Source organism: Rhodococcus sp. NPDC049939 (assembly GCF_040656415.1).
In the GTDB taxonomy this organism is placed as follows: Bacteria; Actinomycetota; Actinomycetes; order Mycobacteriales; family Mycobacteriaceae; genus Rhodococcus_F.
In genome coordinates, this window is sequence record NZ_JBFAMC010000001.1 from 1,162,549 (window position 1) to 1,186,266 (window position 23,718).

Below are 23,718 nucleotides of genomic sequence, written 5' to 3' on the forward strand. Positions count from 1 at the left end.
ATACAGTGCTACCTCGTGGGGACACTGATTGCGCTCGAAGGACTGGACGGCGCGGGAAAGCGGACACTCGTCGACGCGGTGGTGAAGCACCTTGCCGAAAAGGGATTGAGAGTCGGAACCCTGGACTTTCCACGTTACGGCCGATCCGTGCATGCGGATGTGGCCTCTGAGGCGCTCAAGGGCGCGCACGGGGATCTGGCCGGCTCGGTATTCGCGATGGCGATGTTGTTCGCGTTGGACCGGTACGGTGCGGTCGACGAGTTGTCCGATTTGCTCGACGGGCACGACATCGTCTTGCTCGATCGGTATGTGGCGTCCAACGCCGCCTACGGTGCAGCACGGCTGCATCAGCACGGCGACGACGAGTTCGTAGAATGGGTGACGGACCTCGAATTCTCGCGGTTCGGTCTGCCCCGGCCCGATCTGCAGCTGTATCTGGATGTTCCGGTGGAACTCGCGCAGGAACGCGCCAGGGTGCGCGAATCAGCAGATTCGAGCAGGGCGATAGATACGTACGAACGGGACCGTGAACTGCAGGAACGGACTGGCGAGGTCTACCGGGACCTGGCATCGGCGGGTTGGATTTCACCCTGGTGGGTGCTCACCCCGGATACCGATCCGGACATGCTCGCGAAAAAACTGACATTCTTGAAGAAATAATTGGCACGCCGTGAGGCGAACGGGCTGTTACGGGCTCCGAAGATGCAACGATAGGGACATGAAACCAAGGATTCTGGTTGTCGACGACGACACCGCACTAGCGGAGATGCTGACGATCGTGCTCCGCGGCGAAGGTTTCGATCCGTATGTGGTTGGAGATGGGACTCAGGCGCTTACCGCGGTCCGGGAGACACGTCCGGACTTGGTGTTGCTGGACCTGATGCTGCCCGGCATGAACGGCATCGACGTCTGCCGCGTTCTCCGGGCCGATTCCGGCGTACCCATCGTGATGCTGACGGCGAAGACCGACACTGTCGATGTGGTCCTCGGATTGGAATCCGGCGCGGACGACTACATCATGAAGCCGTTCAAGCCCAAGGAGTTGGTTGCCAGGGTGCGGGCGCGGCTGCGCCGGACCGACGACGAACCCGCCGAGATGCTCAGCATCGCCGACCTCGTGATCGACGTACCCGCGCACAAGGTGAGCCGAGGCGATGAACTGATTTCGCTCACTCCTCTCGAGTTCGACCTCCTGGTTGCCCTGGCGCGCAAGCCGCGGCAGGTGTTCACCCGTGAGGTGCTGCTCGAGCAGGTGTGGGGTTACCGACACGCAGCCGACACCCGACTTGTCAACGTGCACGTGCAGCGCCTGCGTGCCAAAGTCGAGACCGATCCCGAGAACCCCGAAGTGGTTTTGACGGTCAGGGGGGTCGGCTACAAGGCCGGACCGCCGTGACAGGTGTTTCCCGATGGCGGCGGCGCGTCAATCGGCGCGTTTCACCGGTCTTGCGTTGGGGTCACTCACTGAGTAATGCTCTTGCGCACGCTTGGCGTCGTTCGCTGCAACTGAGGGTCGTCGTTTCGACGTTGACCTTGTCGCTCATCGTCATCGTCGTTCTCGGCGTCGTGCTGACGAGTCAGATCACCGACCGGCTGCTCGAAACGAAGATCAATGCGGCCATCGAGGAGATGGATCGGGCCCGCAGCATCGTCGAGGGGCAGCTGGCCGGCGCAGACGGTAGTAGTTCTCTGACCACTCAACTCGACGCCGCCAACGCCGCTCTGACCAACAGGGGACCGGACTCGGGGCAAGCCTCTGATTCGGCAGGCACCTTCGACCCCGCGCTGATCGTGCCCGCAGCCGGGACTCGCCCGCTCTCGTCGAGCGGTCCGGCGGATCAGATTCCGCAATCGCTGCGCGACTTCGTGGCGGCAGGCCAAGTGAGCTATCAGTTCGCTACAGTGAACGATCCCGATGGCTATTCGGGGCCTGCACTGATCGTCGGCAGCCCCACGGCGTCCGCTATCCCGACGCTGGAACTGTATCTCGTGTTTCCCCTGGCGAGTGAGGGCCGAAGCCTCTCGCTTGTTCGCGGTACCCTGATGGTCGGCGGGGCGGTGCTAGCCGTACTGCTCGCAGCTATCGCGCTACTCGTCGCACGGCAGGTGGTTCTGCCGATCCGATCGGCCTCCCGGATCGCAGTGCGCTTCGCCGATGGCCGGTTGAAGGAACGGATGCCGGTACGGGGCGAGGACGACATGGCCCGCTTGGCGATGTCGTTCAACGAGATGGCCGAAAGTTTGTCCAAACAGATCACCCAACTCGAGGAGTTCGGCAATCTTCAGAAGCGGTTCACTTCCGACGTGAGTCACGAATTACGCACACCGCTCACCACGGTAAGGATGGCGGCAGACCTGATTCACGACGCCAGTCACGACCTCGACCCGGTGCTGAGGAGGTCGTCGGAGCTACTGGTCACTGAACTCGACCGTTTCGAGAACCTACTGGCCGACCTCCTCGAGATCAGCAGGCACGACGCAGGTGTTGCCGAACTGGCCGCAGAGCAACTCGACGTGCGGATGTGTGTGCGCGCGGCGATCTCGACCGTACGCCACCTCGCGAGGGAGAGCGGCACCGAATTGATCGTCGACCTACCGGATGAAGTGGTGTCGGCCGAGGTCGACCCGAGACGGGTGGAACGGATATTGAGAAATCTGCTGGCCAACGCCATCGATCACGGAGAGGGCAAACCGGTGTTGCTGCGCCTACGCGCTGACGACAGCGCGGTCGCGTTCACCGTGCGTGATCAGGGTGTGGGTTTGCGGCCAGGTGAGGAAAAGCTGGTGTTCAACAGGTTCTGGCGATCCGATCCGTCGCGTGTGCGACGCTCGGGCGGCACCGGCTTGGGGCTCGCGATCAGCGTGGAGGATGCCAACCTCCACGACGGTCGGCTCGAGGCTTGGGGCGAGCCCGGTCGGGGAGCTTGCTTCCGCTTGACTCTGCCGCTGGTTCGTGGCCGAAAGGTCGTCTCCAGCCCGTTGCCCCTGAAACCGGAAACCGTCGAGGATCTCAAACTGGCATCCGTGGAGGATCTCGAACCGGAAACAGCCGAGGGCGTCGAACCGGAAACCGCAGAGGGCGTCGTAGAGCCACCGGTTCCGGGGGAGTCTTCTTCGCCCGTGGACGACGTCGATCCGGACATCGAGTTGGACGATTCTCGGCCGGACCCCGAGGGACGTGAGCGGGCGCATGTCGGCGACCGAGACGGCTCGAAGTTACCGGAGCAGGACACATGATGCCTGGTCGGAAATGGGTTCCCTCCGGGCGGTCGGCGTTGGTCGCAGTTGTCATCGCCGTGCTCGTCGGGGTCAGTGGATGCGCCAGCCTGCCGGACTCCTCGACACCGCAGGCGATCGGGACGGTCAACACAGATCCGCCTGGATCGAGTGTCGCGGTACCGACGCCCGGGCGTGAACCCGATCTCCTGCTGCGCGATTTCTTCAAGGCAAGCACCGATCCATCCGGAGAGCACCTTGCGGCCCGCCAGTTCCTCACCCCGACGGCATCCGGGAGATGGGACGACGGTGCGAGCGTCACGATCGTCGACAAGATCGACGTACTACCGGAGTCGCGGTCTGCGAACAAGGCGACGTATACCATCCGTGCCAACAAGGTGGGACAGCTCGAGCCCGGCGGTCTGTATGTCGCGGTGGACGGCAGCTTTGAAGAGGAGATCAGCTTCTCGCGGCATGACGGTGAGTGGAGGATCTCCGATCTGCCGGAGGGTGTGATACTCGACCGAGCGCAGTTCCTGAACTCCTACCAGCGCAAATCGCTGTATTTCATCGATCCGGGCGGGACGATGGTCGTCCCGGATCCACGCTGGGTGTGGGGACCACAGGACCAGATGGCATCCCAGCTCGTCGGCTTGCTGATGGAAGGACCCAAGGGTGCATTGGCACCAGCGGTGCGCAACGAACTCGGCGGGGAAGTCTCAGTCCTCGGTCCGATCACGAAGGCAGATGGACGTACCGCGCACGTTGGCTTGAATCTCGGTGGAATTCGAATCGACTTCGGCGGATTGGGCGTCATCGACGAACAGACGAAGCAGTTGTTCGCGGCCCAGGTGATCTGGACGCTCGCCAATGCCGGGATTTCCGGACCGTACGTCCTGCTCGCGGACGGTCAACCCTTGGACGGCCGATACCCCAACGGCTGGACCACCGCAGACGTATCGTCCATGAACCCGTTCGCGACCTCGAGTGCGGCTGTGGGACTGCACGCCTTGCGTGAGGGTTCGATGGTGAGCGTTACCGAGGCCGGCGTCATCCCGGTGCCCGGATACTTCGGCTCAGCGGGCAACATTCAATCTCTGGCCCTGTCTCAGAACGGTCAGATGGTCGCTGCGGTTGCGGATACGGACCTGGAGGCGCCAGAACCGACGAGCGCGCTGATGGTCGGCAGGTACGGGGAGGATGCGGCCGTGGTGTTGGAGGGCGACGCCATCACACGACCGACGTGGGCGCCCGGTAGTTCGGCGATCTGGGCCGTAGTCAACGGCGACAAGGTCATTCGAGTGCTGCGCGATCCCAACACAGGGCTGACTTCGGTGGCAGATGTCGACGCGGGCGCCGTCACCGCCCTGGGTACGACGATCACGGAGATGCGGCTCTCCCGCGACGGTGTGCGCGCTGCGCTGATCGTCGACGGCAAGGTCTACCTCGCCATCGTGACGCAGATGCCGGATGGCGAGTACGCTCTCACCAATCCGCATGCGGTGGCCAACGGGCTCGGCAGCCCGGCCATCGCGCTCGACTGGAGTACGAGCGACACGATCGTGGTAGCACGGTCGGCATCCGAGATCCCGGTGGTGCAGGTGGCCGTCGACGGTTCGCGCCTGGACGCGCTGCCCAGTCGCAACCTCACGACACCGGTCCTGGCAGTCGACGCATCGACGACCACCGAGTTCGTCGCTGACTCGCGGGCGGTCTTCCAATTGAACAACAACGATCCGGCGGGTGATCGGTACTGGAGAGAGGTGCCTGGACTAACGGGTGTGAAGGCCATCCCGATCCAGCCGGGCTGATCTTGTCGGTGTAGAAGCCGATACTTCGCGCATGCGCTTCTTGCCGATTTCACGGGTCTTGCTGGATCTGGCTGAGCTGATCCTGCCGGTCGAATGCGGCGGCTGCGCGGCGCCGAACACCCGGTGGTGTGCCCATTGCGACGCAGAGGTGGTGGACGACCCTGTGCTGCTGTCCCCGCGGATGGATCCGGGCGTTCCGGTGTGGGCCCTCGGCAACTATTCGGGGCCGCGTCGGCGGGCGGTGATCGCAGCGAAGGAAAGGGGGCGCCGCGATCTTGCCGCACCCCTCGGATCCGCGGTCGCCCACGCTCTCGTTCGCCTCCAGCGATGGGGTGAACTCGATGCGCCCGAACGGGCCCCGGTCGTCCTGGTTCCGGCGCCGACCCGGGCGAGGGCCGCCCGTGTACGCGGCGGTGATCCCGTCACGCGAATAGCCGTCGAGGCCGTCGGGGCGAGACGGGTATGTCCCGCGCTCGCGATGAGGCGCGGGGTGCGCGATTCGGTCGGACTTTCGGCCGATCAGCGCCGAGTGAACCTGGCCGGAAGCATCCGGCTCACTCGCAGTGGAGCCGACTTCGCGCGATATGTATCGTCGGATTCTCCAGTATCGCAACATGTCTCGGTTGTGCTACTCGATGACGTGTCAACTACGGGGGCGACGGCGACCGAGTCGGTCAGGGTGCTGTCTCAGTCGGGCATTCGTGTGAGTGCGGCGCTTGTCATAGCGGGCGTGGGATGAATTGATGTTGAATAGTGGCACAAGCGCAAGTTACGGACTAGCGTCGCGAGCACACCCGAGAACACAGGTAGGAGGTGATACTTCGAACCTGGTGCCGGGCGGGTCCCCACCTGGCATTGCTCAACTTCGCCACCGCCCAATGAAGGGCGGGGCCGTAATCGGGAGGTACGAGTGACGACCCCTTCGCAAGCCTCGGTTTTCATCGACGACAGCATCACGGATTCACCGAAAAAGACGGGCCCCCACTCTGAGATTGTTGTCAAAGGACGCAACGTCGAGGTACCCGACCACTTCCGCGTATACGTCTCAGAAAAGCTGTCGCGCCTCGAGCGCTTCGACCCTTCCATCTACCACTTCGATGTGGAGCTTCAACACGAACGTAATCGACGCCAGATGAAGAGCTGTCAGCGCGTCGAAATCACTGCCCGCGGCAAGGGACCGGTGGCCCGAGCCGAGGCATCCGCCGATAGTTTCTACGCAGCATTCGAGTCCGTTTCCGCCAAGCTGGAGAGCAGGCTCCGCCGTGCCAAGGATCGGAAGAAGATCCACTACGGGGAGAAGACTCCGGTGTCGGTGGCCAAAGCCACCGCTTCATTGGCAGAGGACAACAGTCTTGGAATCAACCCGGACCTCTCGCTGGACGGCCACGAGCCGGACGAACACAGGCCAGGGCAGATCGTCCGTACCAAGGAGCACAAGGCCACACCGATGACTGTCGACGACGCACTGTATGAGATGGAGTTGGTGGGGCACGATTTCTTCCTGTTCCACGACAAGGAGTCGGACAGGCCGTCGGTGGTCTATCGGCGGCACGCGTTCGACTATGGAATCATCCGTCTGGCGTGACTTTCCTGACTATCGTGTGACCGATCTGGACGGTCGGTCTACTCGCTAGATAGCGAGAGCGCCTACCATGGATCCGGCCGGGGTTGTTAACCTCCGGCCGGATTTGCGTGTCAACCAAACATCTACTGCCGAAGATTGAGGACGAACAAGACTGTGCCGTCGCTATCGCTATCGAAGCTGCTCCGTGTAGGTGAGGGTCGCATGGTCAAGCGACTCAAGCACATCGCCGACCACGTTTCCGCGATGTCGTCCGAGTTCGAGGATCTGTCGGACGAGCAGCTCCGCGCAAAGACCGAGGAATTCCGTGCTCGATACCGCGAGGGTGAATCGCTCGACGAGCTGCTGCCCGAGGCCTTCGCGGTCGCGCGGGAGGCCTCCTGGCGGGTCATCGACCAGCGGCACTTCCACGTGCAGATCATGGGAGGAGCTGCCCTTCACTTCGGCAACATAGCCGAAATGAAGACGGGTGAGGGAAAGACCCTGACCTGTGTGTTGCCCGCCTACCTCAACGCTATCTCCGGTGACGGGGTGCACGTGGTCACGGTCAACGACTACCTCGCCAGGCGCGACTCCGAGTGGATGGGACGAGTTCACCGCTTCCTCGGACTCGAGACCAGCGTGATCCTGTCGGGCATGACGCCGGCCGAACGCCGGAAGGCGTATGCCGCTGACATCACGTATGGCACCAACAACGAGTTCGGATTCGACTACCTGCGCGACAACATGACGCACTCGCTCGACGATCTCGTGCAGCGTGGCCACAACTTCGCGATCGTGGACGAGGTCGACTCCATCCTCATCGACGAGGCGCGCACACCCCTCATCATCTCGGGGCCCGCCGATGCATCCAGCAAGTGGTACTCGGAGTTCGCCCGAATCGCGCCGCTCCTGAAGCGGGACGTGCACTATGAGGTCGACATTCGCAAGCGCACCGTCGGTGTGCACGAGGCAGGCGTCGAATTGGTCGAGGACCAGCTCGGAATCGACAACCTGTACGAGGCGACGAACTCCCCGCTCGTGAGCTACCTGAACAACGCCATCAAGGCCAAGGAGCTCTACACCAGGGACAAGGACTACATCGTCCGCGACGGCGAAGTGATCATCGTTGACGAGTTCACCGGTCGTATCCTCGTCGGCCGTCGCTACAACGAGGGCATGCACCAGGCGATCGAAGCCAAGGAAAAGGTTGAGATCAAGGCCGAGAACCAGACCCTCGCGACGATCACGTTGCAGAACTACTTCCGCCTCTACGACAAACTGTCGGGCATGACGGGTACGGCCGAGACCGAGGCAGCCGAACTGCACCAGATCTACAAACTCGGGGTCATCCCGATCCCGACGAACCGCCCGATGGTGCGTGTCGACAACGGCGACCTGATCTACAAGACCGAGGAAGCCAAGTTCGACGCCGTGGTCGACGACGTAGTGGAACGGCACGGGAACGGCCAGCCGGTCCTGATCGGTACCACGAGCGTCGAGCGGTCGGAGTACCTGTCGAAGCAGTTCACCAAGCGTGGTGTGGCGCACAACGTGCTGAACGCGAAGTTCCACGAGCAGGAAGCCACGATCATCGCCGAAGCAGGCAGGTCTGGCGCGGTCACCGTTGCGACCAACATGGCAGGCCGCGGAACCGACGTGGTGCTCGGCGGCAACCCCGACATCATGGCCGATATCGCTCTGCGCAAGCGCGGCCTCGACCCGGTCAGCACCCCCGACGAGTACGAGGCCGCATGGGACGAGGTCCTGGACCAGGTCAAGACCGAGGTGAAAGCCGACGCGGACAAGGTTCGCGAGGCAGGTGGGCTGTATGTCCTCGGCACCGAGCGACACGAGTCACGACGTATCGACAATCAGTTGCGTGGTCGTTCCGGTCGTCAGGGGGACCCCGGTGAGTCGCGGTTCTATCTCTCGCTCGGTGACGAATTGATGCGACGGTTCAACGGTGCGGCCCTCGAGTCGATCATGACGCGACTGAACCTGCCCGACAACGTTCCCATCGAGGCGAAGATGGTCTCGAAGGCCATCAAGAGCGCTCAGACGCAGGTCGAGCAACAGAACTTCGAGATCCGCAAGAACGTGCTCAAGTACGACGAGGTGATGAACCAGCAGCGAACAGTCATCTACGACGAGCGTCGTCAGATCCTCGAAGGCAAGAACATGGAGGGTCAAGTCGAGAAGATGGTCACCGATGTGGTCACCGCTTACGTCGACGGGGCGACCGCAGAGGGTTATGTCGAGGACTGGGATCTCGAGCAGTTGTGGACCGCGCTGAAGACGCTGTACCCGATCGGACTGGACTACAAGGAGGTTGTCGGCGAGAACGCTGAAGGCGAGAGGGAGGACATTTCGAGCACCGATATGCGAGAAATCCTTCTGAAGGATGCGCACGAGGCGTACGCGCGCAGGGAAGCCGAGATCGACAGTGTCGCCGGGGAGGACGCGATGCGCGAACTCGAGCGCCGGGTGTTGCTGAGCGTTCTCGACCGCAAGTGGCGCGAGCACCTCTACGAGATGGACTATCTCAAGGAGGGCATCGGCCTGAGGGCGATGGCGCAGCGTGATCCGCTGGTGGAATACCAGCGTGAGGGTTACGACATGTTCGGTGCAATGCTGGAGGGGTTGAAGGAGGAGTCGGTCGGATTCCTGTTCAACCTTCAGGTAGAGGCGGCTGCTCCTCAGGAATCGGCTGCTCCGGGCATCAGCGTTACGGCTTCATCCGCTGCGGCGACCGCGGCATCTGCTCCAGTCGCACCGCGTCCGCTGCCGACCCAGGAGGCTGCTCAGCAGGCTCAGGGCACAGCGGCACCGTCAGCCCTCCGCGCGAAGGGACTTGCTCCTGACGCCGACACGCGGGGACTGACGTACTCGGGCCCTGCCGAGGACGGCAATGTCCAACTCAGTCGCCGTGGTGCGGACGCTACCGCCGAAACCGGCACCCGCCGCGAGCGCCGTGAGGCGGCGAGGGCGCAATCGAAGGGCAAGAAACCCCCGCGATCCAAGCGCAAGCGCTGAGCCCCGGCGAAGCGACAACCCGAGTACCGGTGAAGCGATTACCCGAGTACCAGTGAGGTGATGGTCCAGCCCGTGTCGGATGCTCGTTCGACACGGGCTGCGATCACGAAGATCCGTTGACCCCTGCTGTAGCTGCCGAACGCCTCGACGGCGTGGGGTTCGATCGCGCGCAGATGGACTCGGACGAGCGTCGCGGCCCCGAGTCGCCTGGCGGGTGAGTCGGCTGACGCGTACGCACGTATGACGTCGACGAGCGATGGCGTCAAGAGTGGTCGCAGTTGCTCTACGTTCCGGCGCCTGTCCACCACTTCGAGAACGAGCCGGAATGAGCGCTCCGTGAAGCGACGGGCATCGGGAGCGGGCCGGCACGCCGTCGGCGTCGACCGGGGCGATGCTCCCGAGTGGGACGAGGAGCGGTGGCGGTGCCGCCCGGTCGAGTGCCGCACACCGGAAGGCGCGGCGCAAGGCGCAGGAACAGGTGGTGCGGAAGCCGCCTGGGCCACCGGCTCGAACCGAGGCACTCGTGACAGGAACGTATGTGGCTCTTTCATTTTCTTCCCCCCGATTTCGGCATGAAATGGCCGTCAGTGCGGTCATATTCGCATGGATTCCGCTGTCGTGTAGCAGAACTGGATAGCGGAACCTAGTGTGGGTGCCGTGCTGGATTGGTATCGGAGTTCGGCGGGTACCGGCAGCGTCAGGTGCGGACAAGGCAGCGATCCCACTCGAAGTGGATCGAGACGGGATGCAAAGGGGGTTGGGCCGGCATGGTGACCAGGCTGTCAACGCAGGACGCGTCGTTCTATCTTCTCGAGGCGAGCAGTACCCCGATGCACGTGGGATCTCTCGCGATCTTTCGGAAGTCTTCGAACGATTTGTCGTACGAGGAGTTGCTGTGTCTGGTCGAGGAACGGCTCAGGCTCGTGCCGCGGTACCGCCAGAAGGTGAGAGAGGTCGCGCTGGGTCTGTCACGTCCGGTGTGGGTGGACGACCGCGACTTCGATATCAAGTACCACGTTCGGAGGGCGGCTCTGCCGAAGCCGGGTTCGGATGCGCAGTTGAATGAATTCATTGCACGACTTTCATCGCAGCCGTTCGACGAAACTCGCCCACTGTGGGAGATGTACCTCGTGGAGGGTCTTTCGCACGATCGCTTCGCCGTCTTCACCAAGTCTCATGTTTCTCTGATCGACGGTGAGACGGCGCTCGCGATGAGTCAGGTGATTCTGGACCCGGCGCCGACCCGCTCTCCGGTGGCAGAGGAACTGTGGGTGCCCGCTTCCACGCCAAGCGAATCGACGTTGATCGCCGGCGCACTGGCGGAGATGGTGTGGCGTCCGGGCGAAGGGCTTACTGCCCTGCGGACGAGCTTGGGTGACATGGTCTCAGCGCTCGGGGGGCCCGTGGGAGCGGTCGGTAGGGTTGCTGCCGTGGTGCGTGCCGCCGCTCAGATTGCGCCCGAGACCCCGCTCAACGCAACCATTTCCCGTAGCCGCCGTTTCGCGGTCGCGAAGACCGAGTTGAGTGAGTACCGAAAGATTCGCGCCCGCTACGGGTGCGAGGTCAACGACGTCATCCTCGCGGTGATCTCAGGGGCGATGCGGAACTGGTTGCTGTCTCGGGGCGAGCCGGTTACCGAGTCGACCTCCGTACGTGCCTCGGTGCCGATTTCGATCTATGCGATGGGTTCCGACGGCGAGGATCTCGACGCGCCGGCGCCTGGGAAACTCGCGGCGCCCGCGCCTGGGAGAGGGGAGGATTCGCGAAGCACGGTGTCCTCGATCCTCGTGGACCTGCCCGTCGGCGAACCGAACGCGGTGATACGACTCTCGCACATCGCCCATGCCACGGCGGCGCAGGCGATGCCAGGACGCCGGGTCGGCGCGGAGACCCTGACGTGTCTGCCTGGGTTCGCACCCGCCACTCTTCATGCCATGGGTGTCCGTGCGACAGGTAGCTTGTCGCAGCGGACATTCAACCTGTCGATCACCAACGCGCCAGGTCCTCAGATGCCGCTCTACATCAACGGAGCGAGGATGCTGGAGATGTATCCGGTGTCGCCTCTGTTGAAGAACCAAACTTTGAGCATTGCGCTGACTTCCTATGACGGCGCCGTCTACTACGGTTTGAATGCAGACCGTGATGCCATGGCAGATGTTGATGTGGTGGCCGCACTGATGTACGAATCTCTCGAGGAGTTGTTGGATGCCAGTCGGTGAGCGACTCGTGGCGCAAATGACGAGTGACGTATGACGCGTGTATATGTTCCGGCGACGATCGAGATCCTCCAACAGTTGGTGGCTGATCAGGAGTTCGATCCGATGAACAGGACCGCGTTCGCGGTCACCGCCACACTTCGTGAGTCGTATTCGTTCGGCGACGACGAGGAACTGGCCGAGGTCGCGATGGCCGAGGCGGCGCGAGCTTCGTTGCGACTGATTGCCGGCCGTGTGGCCGAGGGCGGAACGGACGGTGTCCGCTTTCGACGTGCAGTTGTCGCAGCCGACGTGGACGGTGTGACCCCAAGGCCGGATCTCGACGACGCCGTGGTGCGGTTGCCAGGACCTGTCACGATCGCTCAGGTCGCATCGGTGCATGTCGACCTAGAGGAGGCTGAACGGAATATCGAACGCGCCGCATCGGTGATCGACGAAGCGGACCTTGGTGATCAGGACGCCGAGTTCGTTCTCGGAGACGCTGAGGACCACGTCTTGGCGTGGTACGCGACGCAGGAGCTTCCGTTCCTGCTCGAACTGCTGTAACCGACTCCACATCGTACCGGAGGGTAACTTACGCTACCGTAAGTAGCTTACCGACGGTAGCGTTAGGTCGTCATGAGACAGGTGGAGGTCGGATGGGTTTGAAGAACTGGATCGAGGCGCCGGCAGCTGCGGTAGTGCCCGCCACGAGGTCCAGGCTCAATTGGTTACGCGGTGCCGCTGCGCGGCTCACCACGCCGTTGCTTCCAGACGACTACCTGCACCTGGCCAACCCGTTGTGGTCGGCTCGAGAACTGCGAGGCCAGATCGTCGAAGTCCGCGCGGAGACTGCGGATTCGGCCACGATCGTGATCAAGCCCGGATGGGGATTCGACTTCGGTTACGAGCCGGGCCAGTACATCGGAATCGGATTGCACGTCGATGGGCGCTGGCATTGGCGCTCATACTCCCTCACATCACCGCCGAACTGGGACGACAAGCGCATCTCCATCGCCGTCAAGGCGATGCCGGAGGGACTTCTGTCGAGTCATCTCGTCAACGGAGTGCCCTCCGGAACGATCGTGCGGCTCGCGACACCGACCGGCAATTTCGCGCTGCCCGATCCGCCGCCGGAGCGAATCCTGTTCCTCACCGCGGGCAGTGGCATCACACCCGTGATGTCGATGCTGCGCACGATGAACCGGCGTGGTCAGCTGCCCGATGTCTTCCACGTGCACTCGGCGCCCACCGACGCGGACGTGATGTTCGCCGACGAACTCGCTGGGCTGCACGACGAGCACGACGACTTCCGATGCAAGATCCAGCTCACCCGAACCCAGGGCAAGTTTGCCTTGACCTCGCTCGACGAGGTCTGCCCGGACTGGCGTGAACGGCAGACATGGGCCTGCGGTCCGCTACCGATGCTCGACGAGATCGAGACGTTGTGGCGCGACGAGAACGTCGAGGGCAACCTCCACCTAGAGCGGTTCGCCGTCTCCAGAGCCGACACTTCCGGCGAGGGGGGAACGGTGACGTTCGCCAAGGCAGGCAAGGCCGTCGATATCGATGGCGCCACCACACTTCTCGAGGCAGGTGAGAGTGTCGGCGCACTCATGCCCTTCGGTTGCCGGATGGGTATCTGCCAGACGTGTGTGGTCCCGATTCTGTCCGGTCACGCCATCGATCTGAGGTCCGGCAAGCAGCACGCCGAAGGTGACCGGGTCCAGACATGCATTTCTGCGGCGGCAGGGGACTGCACGCTCGATGCATGAGCGTGGGCGTTCACCTCTCTCCGCTATTCTCGGACCCTCATCAGACGGAGGAACACGGTGGCCATCACCGACATAAAAGAGTTCGCGCATCTCACCCCTGCGGATATCGGGTCACTCGGGCGTGAACTCGATTTCATCAGGCTCGAGGTGGAGGAATCGCGAGGAGTCCGCGACGCTCGCTACATCCGCCGCACCATCAGGGCTCAGCGACTCCTGGAACTCGGTGGCAGGCTCGCGTTGTTCGGAAGCAGATACCGGCCTGCGTGGCTGATAGGTACTGCGATGCTCTCGGTCTCGAAGATCGTCGAGAACATGGAGCTCGGTCACAATGTGATGCACGGCCAATGGGATTGGATGAACGACCCCGAGATCCACTCGATGTCGTGGGAGTGGGATCAGACAGGGCCGTCCGAGCACTGGAAGCGAGCCCACAACTACTCGCACCATACGTTCACGAATATCGTCGGTATGGACGAGGACGTCGGATTCGGCATTCTCAGAATGACCCGTGACGAGCCGTGGCGGCCGATCAACCTGTTGCAGCCCGTCGCGAACGTAATATTGGCCGCCACCTTCGAGTGGGGTATCGCTCTTCACGACCTCGCTGCTGCCAGGGAACTCGAAGGTGCGGAACGCCGTCAGCTCAATTCCCAGTCCAACAAGGATTTCGCCCGCAAGATCTTTCGGCAGGTCGGCAAGGACTTCGTTCTGTTCCCGGCGCTGACCGGTTCGGCGTGGAAGTCGACGCTCTCGGCGAATGCGACCGCGAACCTCGTGCGAAATTTATGGGCGTACGTGGTGATCTTCTGTGGGCACTTCCCCGACGGCGCTGAGAAGTTCACTGTCGAGGAATACGAGAACGAGACCCGCCACGAGTGGTATCTGCGGCAGATGCTCGGTAGCGCCAATTTCAATTCCGGCAAGGTGCTGGGTTTGATGTCCGGAAACCTGAGCTACCAGATCGAGCATCACCTGTTCCCCGATCTGCCGAGTAATCGATACCCGGAGATTGCGGTGAAGGTTCGGGCTCTGTGTGAGAAGTACGACCTTCCGTACACAACGGGATCGCTGGCCAAACAGTATTTGCTGGCGCTGCGCACGATCCACAAACTGGCTCTGCCGGACAGGTTCCTGTGGGCAACGTCCGACGACGCCCCCGAGACGTCGTCGGAGCGAAAGTTCCGTGACACAGGTGCGGCGGTCGTCGAGACGCTGCGCACGGACCCGGTCACCGGAGAACGTCGAGGGCTGCTGTCGGCGTTGCGGGCCCGTGCGGAGGCGAAGATCTCCCGGCGCCGACGGTGATGGCCCTCATGTCGGCCTTCAGGTAGCCTACGGTACCGTAACTTACGATTTGGTAGGTGACTCCGAGAGCCGGTTTCGTGGACTTGTCGAGTCAGCAATGAGGAGGTCCCATGGCGATTGCCGATGTCAAGGAGTACGCGCATCTCACCGATGCGGATGTCGAAGCGCTCGGACGCGAGCTGGATGCGATCCGCCACGACATCGAGGAGGCGCGCGGGGAGCGCGACGCACGCTACATACGCAACACGATCCGGCTTCAGCGCGGGCTCGAATTCAGTGGGCGGGCCGTATTGTTCGCCAGCCGCAAGCGCCCGGCGTGGTTGCTCGGAGCAGGATTGCTCGGTCTCTCGAAGATCATCGAGAACATGGAGCTCGGCCACAACGTGATGCACGGCCAATGGGACTGGATGAACGATCCGGAGATCCACTCCACGACGTGGGAGTGGGACAACAATGATCCGTCCGCTCACTGGAAGCAGACACACAACTACCTGCATCACAAGTACACCAACGTGCTCGGCATGGACGACGACGTGGGATACGGCTTGCTTCGCGTCACCCGGGACCAGAAGTGGAGGCCGTTCAACTCGGGCAACCTGGTGTACAACACGTTGCTCGCGCTGTTCTTCCAATGGGGAGTGGCAGTGCAACACCTCGAACTCGGCAAGGTAGCCAAGGGGCGCGTGCCGAAGGAAGTGACGAAGCGCAAGCTGCGTGAGGTTGGAGAGAAGCTCGGCAAGCAGTTGGCCAAGGACTACGTGATCTACCCTGCGCTCACCGGTCCTGCATGGAAGAGCACCTTCACGGCCAACCTCACCGCGAACACCATCCGCAACGTGTGGACCAACGCGATCATCTTCTGTGGGCACTTCCCAGACGGTGCGGAGAAGTTCACCAAGGCCGACGTCGACAACGAGACGCAGCCCGAGTGGTACCTGCGCCAGATGTTGGGCAGCGCCAACATCGAGGGCACGCGGTTGATGGACTTCATGTCCGGCAACCTCAGCTACCAGATCGAACACCACCTGTTCCCGGATCTGCCGAGCAACCGGTACGCCGAGATCGCCGTTCGCGTCCGTGAGTTGTGCGACAAGTACGACCTGCCCTACACCACCGGTCCGTTCCTCGTGCAGTACGCGAAGTCGTGGCGCACCATTGCGAAGCTGTCACTGCCGAACAAGTACCTCAAGGCAACGACCGACGACGCCCCGGAGACCGCGTCGGAGCGAAAGTTCGGCGGCAATACGACCTCGACGGTCGACCCGGTGACGGGCCGGCGCCATGGCTTGCTGTCGGCGATCAAGGCGTCGAAGAAGCGCCGCGGCTTGCGGGCGCTGCTGTCGCGTTAGCGTCCCCGCTCCGGGCTGCGCGCGGTTCGAGTGTCGCGAGCGCACCCGGTCGGACTACCGGCCGGGTGCGTTCGCTTGTCGGGGTTTTGAGCCCGAACCGGGCCATGGTCGCGCGGGGGCTGTCGTATCCGCTCGCGGCTCTTCTCGATACTCGCCTTCGCGTCTCTCGCCGATACTCGGCCTAGGCCCAGGATTCGTTCGACATCAGTGCGACGAGCAGTCGGCGTACCGCCTCGACGCGACCGGCGGACTGGCCTGTGAGCTCGTCGAGCGCGCACTCGGGGTCTGCCGGTGGCCCGAGATGCGTGCATCCTCTCGGGCAGTCCTCGATCGTCGCGGCGAGGTCGGAGAACGCGGACACCACGTTCTCCGGCGAAATGTGTGCGAGCCCGAAAGACCGGATTCCAGGTGTGTCGATCACCCAGCCGCCGGCTGGAAGCGGCAATGCGACGGACTGGGTGGAGGTGTGGCGTCCCTTGCCGACATTGGACACCACCCCGACTGCCCGATCGGCGTCGGGCACCAGCCGGTTGACCAGGGTCGACTTGCCTACACCCGAATGGCCGATCAGCGCGGTGACTCGGCCCGACAGCATGGACACCACTTCGTCGACAGGATCGTCGCGACCCGCGACGACGACGGGGACGTCGAGGTCGGCGAACGTGCGCGCGAACTCTTCCGGGGACTCGAGGTCACTCTTGGTCAGGCAGACTATGGGACTCAACCCGCCCACATATGCGGCCACGAGGGCGCGCTCGACGAAACCGGTTCGCGGTGGTGGGTCTGCGAGTGCGACGACGATCAGCAACTGCTGCGCGTTGGCCACCACGATCCGCTCGTACGGATCGGTATCGTCCGCGGTGCGTCGCAGAACCGTCGTGCGTTCGGCCACTCGCACGATGCGGGCGAGGGTGTCGGGCCTGCCGGACAGATCACCGACGACGCTGACTTCGTCGCCGACCACAATGGGGGTGCGGCCCAACTCGCGCGCCCGCATCGTCACGATCAACCGGTCCGGGTCGCCACCGAGCACGCAGCCCCACCGCCCGCGGTCGACCGACACGACCATCGCAGATTCGGCGGTGAGATGTTCAGGTCTCGTTTTGGTGCGTGGGCGGCTTCCTCGGCCCGGACGCACTCGGACGTCGGACTCGTCGTACTGCCGGCGGTTCAGGAGGTTACCTTCCGCTGGGTGTCCGCTGAATCGGAAAGCATTGCAGCCCACATGTTTTCGAAACTAGGTAGTGTCTTCGCGGTGGTCCCGATGTCCTCGATCTCGACGCCGTCGACATTCAGGCCGATGATGGCGCCTGCTGTGGCCATTCGGTGATCGGCGTAGGAGCGCCACGTCCCTCCGTGTAGCTTTGCCGGGACGATCGACAGCCCGTCCTCGGTTTCGGTGGCATTCCCCCCGAGCGAGTTGATCTCGGCCGCGAGTGCGGCGAGCCGGTCGGTCTCGTGCCCGCGCAGATGTGCGATGCCACGTAGATTCGACGGGCCGTCCGCGAGTGCGGCGAGTGCGGCAACGGTGGGAGTGAGCTCACCCACGTCATGGAGGTCGATATCGAGTCCGGTCAGCTTCCGCGGCCCCCGCACGGTCAGGTTCGCCCCCTCGAGGCGGATGTCGGCGCCCATCATGGCCAGGATTTCACGGATTGCGTCACCGGGTTGGGTGGTCTTGGTCGGCCACAGCGGTACGGTCACCTCACCGCCGGTCACCGCGGCGGCCGCGAGGAATGCGGTCGCGTTGGAAAGGTCGGGCTCGATCACCCAGTCGACGGCACGTATGGTGCCCGGACGGACATGCCAGGTATCGGCGTCGTCGCCCATTGCGGGCGTAGACACCTCGACACCAGCCCGCCGCAGCATTTCCACGGTCATGTCGATGTGAGGCATGGACGGAATGGCCAGGCCATCGTGATGGACGGTGACGCCGTCGTCGAACGCGGCCGCCGACAGCAGCAAGCCGGAGACGAACTGGGAGGAAGCGGATGCGTCGATCGTGATGCTCCCTCCGCGCAACGACCCGGTTCCCCGGACGGTGAAGGGGAGCGCGTCGCCGTCGATCTCCGCTCCGAGTCCGCGCAGGGCACTCAGGATCGTCCCGAGCGGACGAGTTCGCGCCTGCTCGTCACCGTCGAATCGGACGGTGCCGTCGGCGAGCGTGGCAACGGGGGGCAGAAAGCGCATGACGGTTCCGGCCAGACCGCAGTCGACGGCGGCGCCTCGGAGCGAACCCGGGGTAACTCGCAGCGTGGTGCTGTCCGCGGCCTCGTCAACGACAGTGCCGAGCGCGCGCAGCGCGTCGATCATCAGGTCCGTGTCGCGGCTTCGGAGCGCCCCGGTGACGGTTGACGGACCGTCTGCGAGTGCGGCGAGGATCAGCGCACGGTTGGTGATGGACTTGGATCCGGGGAGGGCCACAGTCGCAACGACGGGCGCTTCGGCGCGGGGGGCGTTCCACAGGCTCGGTCTCACGGCTTCCATCTTCGCTCATGGAGCGGGCGAGGTGCACCGGTGGGCAGCGTGTCGGGTCAACTGTCGGTGGTTCCTGCCACCCTGGTGGTATGTGCGGCAGGTATGCGACCACAGCGGACCCGGCGATCCTGGCAGCCGACCTCGATGCGATCAACGAGGTGGGCGAGGAGTCGAGTCGACCCGATTACAACGTTGCGCCCACAACAGCAGTGCTGACGGTCGTCGATCGACATGGTGCCCGGCGTATCAGGCGGATGCGGTGGGGTCTCGTTCCGCCGTGGGCCGTCGAAGTCGGAAAAGGTCCGGTGTTGTTCAATGCGCGGGCGGACACGGTAGACACCAAACCAGCGTTCCGGAATGCGTTTCGGCACAAGCGCTGCCTCGTCCCGATGGACGGTTGGTACGAGTGGCAGACCGAGATCGAGCCCGCCACTGCGGGCGCGGCGACGAAGAAGCCGAGCAGGGCGAGAAAGATCCCGTACTACATGTCGCCCGAAGACGGCTCTCGGCTGTACATGGCCGGTCTGTGGTCGGTTTGGCACGACCGTACCGTTGAGGAGTCGGCTCCAGTTCTGAGCTGCAGCATTATCACGGTCGACTCCGCAGCCCATTTGGAAGACGTTCACGACCGAATGCCGCTCGTGATGCCCCGAGACCGGTGGGCTGCGTGGCTCGACCCCGACCACGCGGCGTCGACGGACCTGCTCGCCGTCTCACCCGACGCCGTTTCGGGCATCACAGTGCGGCGGGTGTCGACGCTCGTGAATTCCGTGAAGAACAATGGGCCTCAGCTGATCGGCCCGGCTGAAGGCCGTGGTGGATCGCAGGTGGGAGATCAGATCAGCCTGTTGTGATCGTGGCTGTGACAGCGGCGCAGAGCCGCACGAGGTCAACCGGGTCGAGTTCGATTTCCAGTCCGCGCCGCCCCGCACTGCACAGCACCCTCTCCCAGTTCAGTGCCGAGGCGTCGACCACCGTCGGAAGAACTTTGCGCTGTCCGAGAGGGGAGATGCCCCCGAAGACGTACCCGGTGGAGCGTTCCGCCTCCCTCTGAACGGCCATCGCCGCGCCTTTCGCGCCCAGGGCTGCGGCGGCCGACTTCAACGACAACTTCGACGGTACCGGCAGGACAGCAACCGCGAGCGCGCCCGAGTCGAGCCTTATCACCAGCGTCTTCAGCACCTGATGAGCGGTGACGCCGACCGCCTTGCCCAGTGCGTCGACGGCCTCGGAACCGAACGATGCGGCGCGCGGGTCGTGCACATAGCTGTGCACGCGGTGGTTGACGTTGTGCGTATTCAGCATCTTCGTCGCCGGGGTGGCGTTTGCGGCCATGGGAGGACACTCTGCCACTCGATCGGGAACACAGGAGACGCGTGTCGTGTTGTAGGTGCACAGGAACAACTTCAAGTGAGGGGAGTGGCCGGTATCGTGCTGTCTTGTGTAGCAGAGCCCACGGCGCGTCTTCAGTTGGCGGTAACCTTGACGCCCACGGAGACTGAAGGGATCAGCGTGCAGGAACATGACCTTCCGACGGAAGATCGAGTCGAGCCGCAGGACGAGTTGATCGAGCGCTTCGAAAGGGATGCGTTGCCGCTCGTGGATCAACTGTATGGTGCTGCGCTGCGGATGACCAGAAATCCGGCAGACGCCGAGGATCTCGTCCAGGAAACGTACGTGAAGGCCTACACGGCGTTTCGTTCCTTCCGCGAGGGCACGAACCTCAAGGCATGGCTGTACCGAATTCTCACGAACACGTACATCAACTCGTACCGCAAGAAGCAACGTCAACCCGCGCAGTACCCCACGGACGAGATCACCGACTGGCAATTGGCGGCGACAGCGGAACATTCGTCCCGTGGTCTACGGTCTGCCGAGGTCGAAGCCCTGGATGCACTACCCGACGATGACATCAAACAGGCTCTGCAGGCGTTGCCTGAGGAGTTCAGGATGGCGGTCTATTACGCCGATGTCGAGGGATTCCCGTACAAGGAGATCGCCGACATCATGGGGACCCCGATCGGGACCGTGATGTCGCGGTTGCACCGTGGACGCAAGCAGTTGCGGGGACTTCTCGCCGATGTCGCCCGTGAACGCGGATTTAATCGCGATGGGGCGGATGTGGCGGCAATACAGAGCTCGGAGCAGGAGGTTTCCCAGTGAGCGCGCAGGACGATTCACAGCAACTCGACTGTTCCGCCGTCATCGCGGACGTGTGGCTGATGCTCGACGGCGAATGCGACGAGGCTACGAGGGCGCGACTACAGTGGCATCTCGACGAGTGCGGGGCGTGTCTCGAAGCCTATGGGATCGAGGAGAAGGTCAAGAGTCTGGTGAACCGCAAGTGCGGTGGTGAGACCGCGCCGGAAAGCCTGCGCCAGAGGCTCAGTGTCGAGTTGCGGCGGACGATCGTGGCCACTGATACCGACAGCGAATCGTAGGACGTCGAGAACGCGAGCCAGGGGCAGGAAGCTTTCATGCTATCCCGCCCCTGGCCCGCGTTTTGCTGTGTCAGGCGTTGGGACGCTTGCCGTGGTTTGCGGCGTTTCCTTTGCGACTGCGCTTCTTACGACCACGCTTACCCATGAGTAGATCTCCCTTCGTATTCACCCCAGTGTTCCACGTGTGGTTGGGTGTCTATGCAACAGGGTTTTGTCGACATCCGGGGTCGACGAGGGAGTGAAGGATCGCGATGGCAGAAGACGTGCGCGCCGAAATGGTTTCGACGGTGTTCCAAGTTGTGGTGAGTGAGGGCGACGAGGTGAAGCAAGGCGACACCCTCATCATTCTGGAGTCCATGAAAATGGAGATTCCGGTAATCGCGGAGGAACCGGGCAGGGTCGCGTCCGTCGATGTCAAGGTCGGCGATGTGCTCCAGCAAGGCGATCTCATCGCGGTCATCTCCTGAGCTGAGACAATCGATTCGCGATGTCCACTCTGAGCGATATGCTCGCCGAACACACAGACTTGCCAGGCGAAGCGGTCGACCACCTCCAGCGAGTCGTTGGTGAGTGGCAGTTGCTTGCGGATTTGTCGTTCGCCGACGTTTTGCTCTGGGTCGGAACGGATTTCGCCGTCGCCGACCGAGCAGGAACCGTCGTCTGCGTCGCGCATTGCAGGCCAACCACCGCGTCGACCGCATTCCCCGAGGACGTTGTCGGGACTGTGGTGTCGGAGTCGGAACACCCACAGGTGCGGCAGGCACTGCTCGAGGGACGCCGCGTCTGTCCCTCGGAAGACGGTGACGGTCATCCCCAACCCCCGGCAAGTAGTGACGCAGTTCCGGTCAGGTGGGGTGGGGAGGTCATCGCGATCCTGAGCAGGGACACGAATCTTTCCTACCAGCGGGCGCGGAGCCCGCTCGAGGTCGCCTATCTCGACTGTGCAGCCGACCTCTGCCAGATGATCAGTGATGGCACCTTCCCAACCCCTGAAACGCGATCGAACACGAACTCGAGTCCGCGCGCTGGAGACGGTTTCATACGCCTCGATACCGACGGCCGCGTGGTGTACGCGAGTCCCAACGCGCTGTCGGCCTATCACCGGATGGGTCTCAATTCCGATCTGATCGGTCGCGATCTCGCGGCGACCACCAGATCCCTGGTCACAGATCCGTTCGAGTCACAGGAAGTGGCCGGATACATCCGCGACACGATCGCGGACAAACCCGGCCGCCCGATGGAGATCGAGGCCAAGGGTGCGACGGTCCTGCTCCGTGCGCTGCTTCTCGAGCCTGGTGGGCAGCGGGTGGGTGCCGCAGTGGTGGTGCGGGACGTTACCGAGGTCAAGAGACGCGATCGCGCTCTGCTCAGCAAGGATGCAACGATCCGTGAGATCCACCATCGGGTGAAGAACAATCTGCACACCGTGGCCGCGCTCCTACGATTGCAGGCTCGGCGCACCGACAATGAAGAAGCGCGTCGGGCGCTGAGCGAATCGGTCCGTCGCGTGAGGTCGATCGCGCTCGTGCACGACACGCTGTCGATGTCGGTCGACGAGCAGGTGAATCTCGACGAGGTGGTCGATCGGCTGGTGCCCATCCTGTCCGACGTGGCGACGGTTGACACACCGATCAAGGTCCTGCGTGAAGGCAGTCTTGGAGTGTTCTCGGCCGAACGTGCCACTCCGCTGGTGATGGTGTTGACCGAACTCGTGCAGAACGCGATCGAGCATGCTTTCGATCCCGGGGTTCCTGGCACGGTCACGATGCGGGTCGAACGGTCCGCGCGATGGCTGGATGTCATCATTCACGACGATGGCAGGGGCCTGCCCCCAGGCTTCAGTCTCGAGCGGTCCCATCGCCTCGGCCTGCAGATAGTCCGGACATTGGTGGCCGCTGAGTTGAACGGTTCCCTCGGGTTGCACCCCGGGGCCGATGGTGGAACCGATGCGATATTGCGGGTTCCGCTCGGACGCCGCTCTGCGGTACCAAGCCGGTGACATCTGTGACCGGTTCCGTGGTTCAGGGCTGTGCGGGCGAGAAAACGGCCCGGCACCATGTGGTGCCGGGCCCGTGCTCCTGCTGCCGTCAGACGGTGGTGCGGGCTCGCGTACGAGCGTTCCGGCGCTTGAGTGCGCGCCGTTCGTCCTCGCTCATGCCTCCCCAAACGCCGGCGTCCTGTCCCGACTCGAGTGCCCACGCGAGGCAATCGGCGGTCACAGGGCAGCGATTGCAGACAACCTTGGCATCAGCAATCTGCGCGAGAGCCGGCCCGCTGTTTCCCACAGGGAAAAACAACTCGGGGTCTTCGTCACGACAGATAGCCTCGTGGCGCCAGTCCATCCTTCTGCTCCTTAACTGGGTGCGTCCTGCACCGTCTTGTCCGGTGAAATCATTGTCTTGGTGAGTTCATCTGCGCGTGGCCTTGCCGACGCGCGTTGTTCGTGAATGCTTTCACGAACCGGCGGGATGTCAACCAAAATCCGCCGTACCGTGGGCAGGCTCACTCAGCGTCGCTGCACTGTGAGGTGCGCCATCTGTTCTACCCCAGT

General features: G+C 63.2%; 22 protein-coding genes. 17 read left to right on the forward strand and 5 right to left on the reverse strand.

Features of this window, described 5'->3' with window-relative positions; all coding sequences use genetic code 11:
* The first annotated feature begins 15 nt into the window (after positions 1 to 15).
* From AB0I57_RS05300 to secA, 7 genes are all read left to right on the forward strand, one after another.
* On the forward strand, positions 16 to 660 hold the full coding sequence (locus AB0I57_RS05300) for a dTMP kinase (protein ID WP_358330817.1): 645 nt from the start codon (positions 16 to 18) through the stop codon (positions 658 to 660).
* A gap of 58 nt (positions 661 to 718) precedes the next feature.
* Positions 719 to 1,396 carry an MtrAB system response regulator MtrA gene (gene mtrA / locus AB0I57_RS05305; RefSeq protein ID WP_358330830.1) on the forward strand — a complete coding sequence of 226 codons (678 nt, stop codon included), beginning with the start codon at positions 719 to 721 and terminating at the stop codon, positions 1,394 to 1,396.
* Positions 1,393 to 3,237: an MtrAB system histidine kinase MtrB gene (gene mtrB / locus AB0I57_RS05310; protein WP_358330833.1), complete on the forward strand. Its 1,845-nt coding sequence runs from the start codon at positions 1,393 to 1,395 to the stop codon at positions 3,235 to 3,237. Before mtrA ends, mtrB begins: the two co-directional genes overlap by 4 nt.
* The gene (gene lpqB, locus AB0I57_RS05315) at positions 3,237 to 5,027 is read left to right on the forward strand and encodes an MtrAB system accessory lipoprotein LpqB (protein WP_358330836.1); all 1,791 of its coding nucleotides are present in this window, start codon (positions 3,237 to 3,239) and stop codon (positions 5,025 to 5,027) included. Before mtrB ends, lpqB begins: the two co-directional genes overlap by 1 nt.
* A gap of 31 nt (positions 5,028 to 5,058) precedes the next feature.
* Positions 5,059 to 5,766 carry a ComF family protein gene (locus tag AB0I57_RS05320; protein ID WP_358330839.1) on the forward strand — a complete coding sequence of 236 codons (708 nt, stop codon included), beginning with the start codon at positions 5,059 to 5,061 and terminating at the stop codon, positions 5,764 to 5,766.
* Positions 5,767 to 5,937: 171 nt separating this feature from the next.
* The gene (gene raiA, locus AB0I57_RS05325) at positions 5,938 to 6,612 is read left to right on the forward strand and encodes a ribosome-associated translation inhibitor RaiA (RefSeq protein ID WP_358330842.1); all 675 of its coding nucleotides are present in this window, start codon (positions 5,938 to 5,940) and stop codon (positions 6,610 to 6,612) included.
* Between the two features lie 153 nt (positions 6,613 to 6,765).
* The gene (secA, locus tag AB0I57_RS05330; protein WP_358330845.1) at positions 6,766 to 9,624 is read left to right on the forward strand and encodes a preprotein translocase subunit SecA; all 2,859 of its coding nucleotides are present in this window, start codon (positions 6,766 to 6,768) and stop codon (positions 9,622 to 9,624) included.
* A gap of 38 nt (positions 9,625 to 9,662) precedes the next feature.
* On the opposite strand, the gene AB0I57_RS05335 is transcribed toward secA, so the two are convergent.
* Positions 9,663 to 10,175, reverse strand: coding sequence for an Rv3235 family protein (locus AB0I57_RS05335; RefSeq protein WP_358330848.1), 513 nt, complete (start codon positions 10,173 to 10,175; stop codon positions 9,663 to 9,665).
* Between the two features lie 216 nt (positions 10,176 to 10,391).
* Between AB0I57_RS05335 and AB0I57_RS05340 the strand changes: the two genes are divergently transcribed.
* The 5 genes from AB0I57_RS05340 to AB0I57_RS05360 all read left to right on the forward strand — a co-directional run bounded on the left by AB0I57_RS05340 (position 10,392) and on the right by AB0I57_RS05360 (position 16,248).
* Positions 10,392 to 11,843: a wax ester/triacylglycerol synthase family O-acyltransferase gene (locus tag AB0I57_RS05340; RefSeq protein WP_358330851.1), complete on the forward strand. Its 1,452-nt coding sequence runs from the start codon at positions 10,392 to 10,394 to the stop codon at positions 11,841 to 11,843.
* A gap of 30 nt (positions 11,844 to 11,873) precedes the next feature.
* Positions 11,874 to 12,386 carry a hypothetical protein gene (locus AB0I57_RS05345; protein WP_358330854.1) on the forward strand — a complete coding sequence of 171 codons (513 nt, stop codon included), beginning with the start codon at positions 11,874 to 11,876 and terminating at the stop codon, positions 12,384 to 12,386.
* Positions 12,387 to 12,478: 92 nt separating this feature from the next.
* Positions 12,479 to 13,594, forward strand: coding sequence for a ferredoxin reductase (locus tag AB0I57_RS05350; protein ID WP_358330857.1), 1,116 nt, complete (start codon positions 12,479 to 12,481; stop codon positions 13,592 to 13,594).
* Between the two features lie 57 nt (positions 13,595 to 13,651).
* Positions 13,652 to 14,899: an acyl-CoA desaturase gene (locus AB0I57_RS05355; RefSeq protein WP_358330860.1), complete on the forward strand. Its 1,248-nt coding sequence runs from the start codon at positions 13,652 to 13,654 to the stop codon at positions 14,897 to 14,899.
* 110 nt (positions 14,900 to 15,009) lie between these two features.
* The gene (locus AB0I57_RS05360; protein WP_358330863.1) at positions 15,010 to 16,248 is read left to right on the forward strand and encodes an acyl-CoA desaturase; all 1,239 of its coding nucleotides are present in this window, start codon (positions 15,010 to 15,012) and stop codon (positions 16,246 to 16,248) included.
* Positions 16,249 to 16,429: 181 nt separating this feature from the next.
* On the opposite strand, the gene rsgA is transcribed toward AB0I57_RS05360, so the two are convergent.
* Positions 16,430 to 17,422 (reverse strand): ribosome small subunit-dependent GTPase A, encoded by a 993-nt coding sequence (rsgA, locus tag AB0I57_RS05365; RefSeq protein WP_358333174.1) that lies wholly within the window; start codon positions 17,420 to 17,422, stop codon positions 16,430 to 16,432.
* The gene (gene aroA / locus AB0I57_RS05370; protein ID WP_358330866.1) at positions 17,419 to 18,735 is read right to left on the reverse strand and encodes a 3-phosphoshikimate 1-carboxyvinyltransferase; all 1,317 of its coding nucleotides are present in this window, start codon (positions 18,733 to 18,735) and stop codon (positions 17,419 to 17,421) included. The genes rsgA and aroA overlap by 4 nt, the downstream gene beginning before the upstream one ends.
* An 80-nt stretch (positions 18,736 to 18,815) precedes the next feature.
* Here aroA and AB0I57_RS05375 point away from each other — a divergent pair, with 80 nt between their 5' ends.
* Positions 18,816 to 19,580 (forward strand): SOS response-associated peptidase, encoded by a 765-nt coding sequence (locus tag AB0I57_RS05375; protein WP_358330869.1) that lies wholly within the window; start codon positions 18,816 to 18,818, stop codon positions 19,578 to 19,580.
* Here the strand turns inward: AB0I57_RS05375 and ybaK are convergent.
* Positions 19,567 to 20,061, reverse strand: coding sequence for a Cys-tRNA(Pro) deacylase (gene ybaK, locus AB0I57_RS05380; RefSeq protein ID WP_358330871.1), 495 nt, complete (start codon positions 20,059 to 20,061; stop codon positions 19,567 to 19,569). The genes AB0I57_RS05375 and ybaK overlap by 14 nt on opposite strands.
* Before the next feature lie 177 nt (positions 20,062 to 20,238).
* Between ybaK and AB0I57_RS05385 the strand changes: the two genes are divergently transcribed.
* The 4 genes from AB0I57_RS05385 (at position 20,239) to AB0I57_RS05400 (ending at position 23,166) form a co-directional block, all read left to right on the forward strand.
* The gene (locus AB0I57_RS05385) at positions 20,239 to 20,889 is read left to right on the forward strand and encodes a sigma-70 family RNA polymerase sigma factor (protein WP_358330874.1); all 651 of its coding nucleotides are present in this window, start codon (positions 20,239 to 20,241) and stop codon (positions 20,887 to 20,889) included.
* On the forward strand, positions 20,886 to 21,167 hold the full coding sequence (gene rsrA / locus AB0I57_RS05390; protein ID WP_358330877.1) for a mycothiol system anti-sigma-R factor: 282 nt from the start codon (positions 20,886 to 20,888) through the stop codon (positions 21,165 to 21,167). Before AB0I57_RS05385 ends, rsrA begins: the two co-directional genes overlap by 4 nt.
* Positions 21,168 to 21,418: 251 nt before the next feature.
* Complete coding sequence (locus tag AB0I57_RS05395; RefSeq protein WP_358330880.1) at positions 21,419 to 21,634, forward strand: biotin/lipoyl-binding carrier protein; 216 nt, start codon at positions 21,419 to 21,421, stop codon at positions 21,632 to 21,634.
* 20 nt (positions 21,635 to 21,654) lie between these two features.
* Positions 21,655 to 23,166 carry a histidine kinase N-terminal domain-containing protein gene (locus tag AB0I57_RS05400; protein ID WP_358330882.1) on the forward strand — a complete coding sequence of 504 codons (1,512 nt, stop codon included), beginning with the start codon at positions 21,655 to 21,657 and terminating at the stop codon, positions 23,164 to 23,166.
* Positions 23,167 to 23,254: 88 nt separating this feature from the next.
* On the opposite strand, the gene AB0I57_RS05405 is transcribed toward AB0I57_RS05400, so the two are convergent.
* A complete protein-coding gene (locus AB0I57_RS05405) occupies positions 23,255 to 23,509 on the reverse strand; it encodes a WhiB family transcriptional regulator (protein WP_070378030.1) in 255 nt (84 codons plus the stop codon).
* Positions 23,510 to 23,718: the final 209 nt, after the last annotated feature.

What these genes read in the sequence shown, in the direction of transcription:
- AB0I57_RS05320 (WP_358330839.1), top strand. Translation starts at nt 5,059, where the DNA reads ATGCGCTTCTTGCCGATTTCACGGGTCTTGCTGGATCTGGCTGAGCTG.
- AB0I57_RS05345 (WP_358330854.1), top strand. Translation starts at nt 11,874, where the DNA reads ATGACGCGTGTATATGTTCCGGCGACGATCGAGATCCTCCAACAGTTG.
- mtrA (WP_358330830.1), top strand. Translation starts at nt 719, where the DNA reads ATGAAACCAAGGATTCTGGTTGTCGACGACGACACCGCACTAGCGGAG.
- AB0I57_RS05340 (WP_358330851.1), top strand. Translation starts at nt 10,392, where the DNA reads ATGGTGACCAGGCTGTCAACGCAGGACGCGTCGTTCTATCTTCTCGAG.
- AB0I57_RS05335 (WP_358330848.1), bottom strand. Translation starts at nt 10,175, where the DNA reads ATGAAAGAGCCACATACGTTCCTGTCACGAGTGCCTCGGTTCGAGCCG.
- AB0I57_RS05395 (WP_358330880.1), top strand. Translation starts at nt 21,419, where the DNA reads ATGGCAGAAGACGTGCGCGCCGAAATGGTTTCGACGGTGTTCCAAGTT.
- AB0I57_RS05375 (WP_358330869.1), top strand. Translation starts at nt 18,816, where the DNA reads ATGTGCGGCAGGTATGCGACCACAGCGGACCCGGCGATCCTGGCAGCC.
- lpqB (WP_358330836.1), top strand. Translation starts at nt 3,237, where the DNA reads ATGCCTGGTCGGAAATGGGTTCCCTCCGGGCGGTCGGCGTTGGTCGCA.
- ybaK (WP_358330871.1), bottom strand. Translation starts at nt 20,061, where the DNA reads ATGGCCGCAAACGCCACCCCGGCGACGAAGATGCTGAATACGCACAAC.
- AB0I57_RS05350 (WP_358330857.1), top strand. Translation starts at nt 12,479, where the DNA reads ATGGGTTTGAAGAACTGGATCGAGGCGCCGGCAGCTGCGGTAGTGCCC.
- AB0I57_RS05405 (WP_070378030.1), bottom strand. Translation starts at nt 23,509, where the DNA reads ATGGACTGGCGCCACGAGGCTATCTGTCGTGACGAAGACCCCGAGTTG.
- AB0I57_RS05400 (WP_358330882.1), top strand. Translation starts at nt 21,655, where the DNA reads ATGTCCACTCTGAGCGATATGCTCGCCGAACACACAGACTTGCCAGGC.
- aroA (WP_358330866.1), bottom strand. Translation starts at nt 18,735, where the DNA reads ATGGAAGCCGTGAGACCGAGCCTGTGGAACGCCCCCCGCGCCGAAGCG.
- AB0I57_RS05360 (WP_358330863.1), top strand. Translation starts at nt 15,010, where the DNA reads ATGGCGATTGCCGATGTCAAGGAGTACGCGCATCTCACCGATGCGGAT.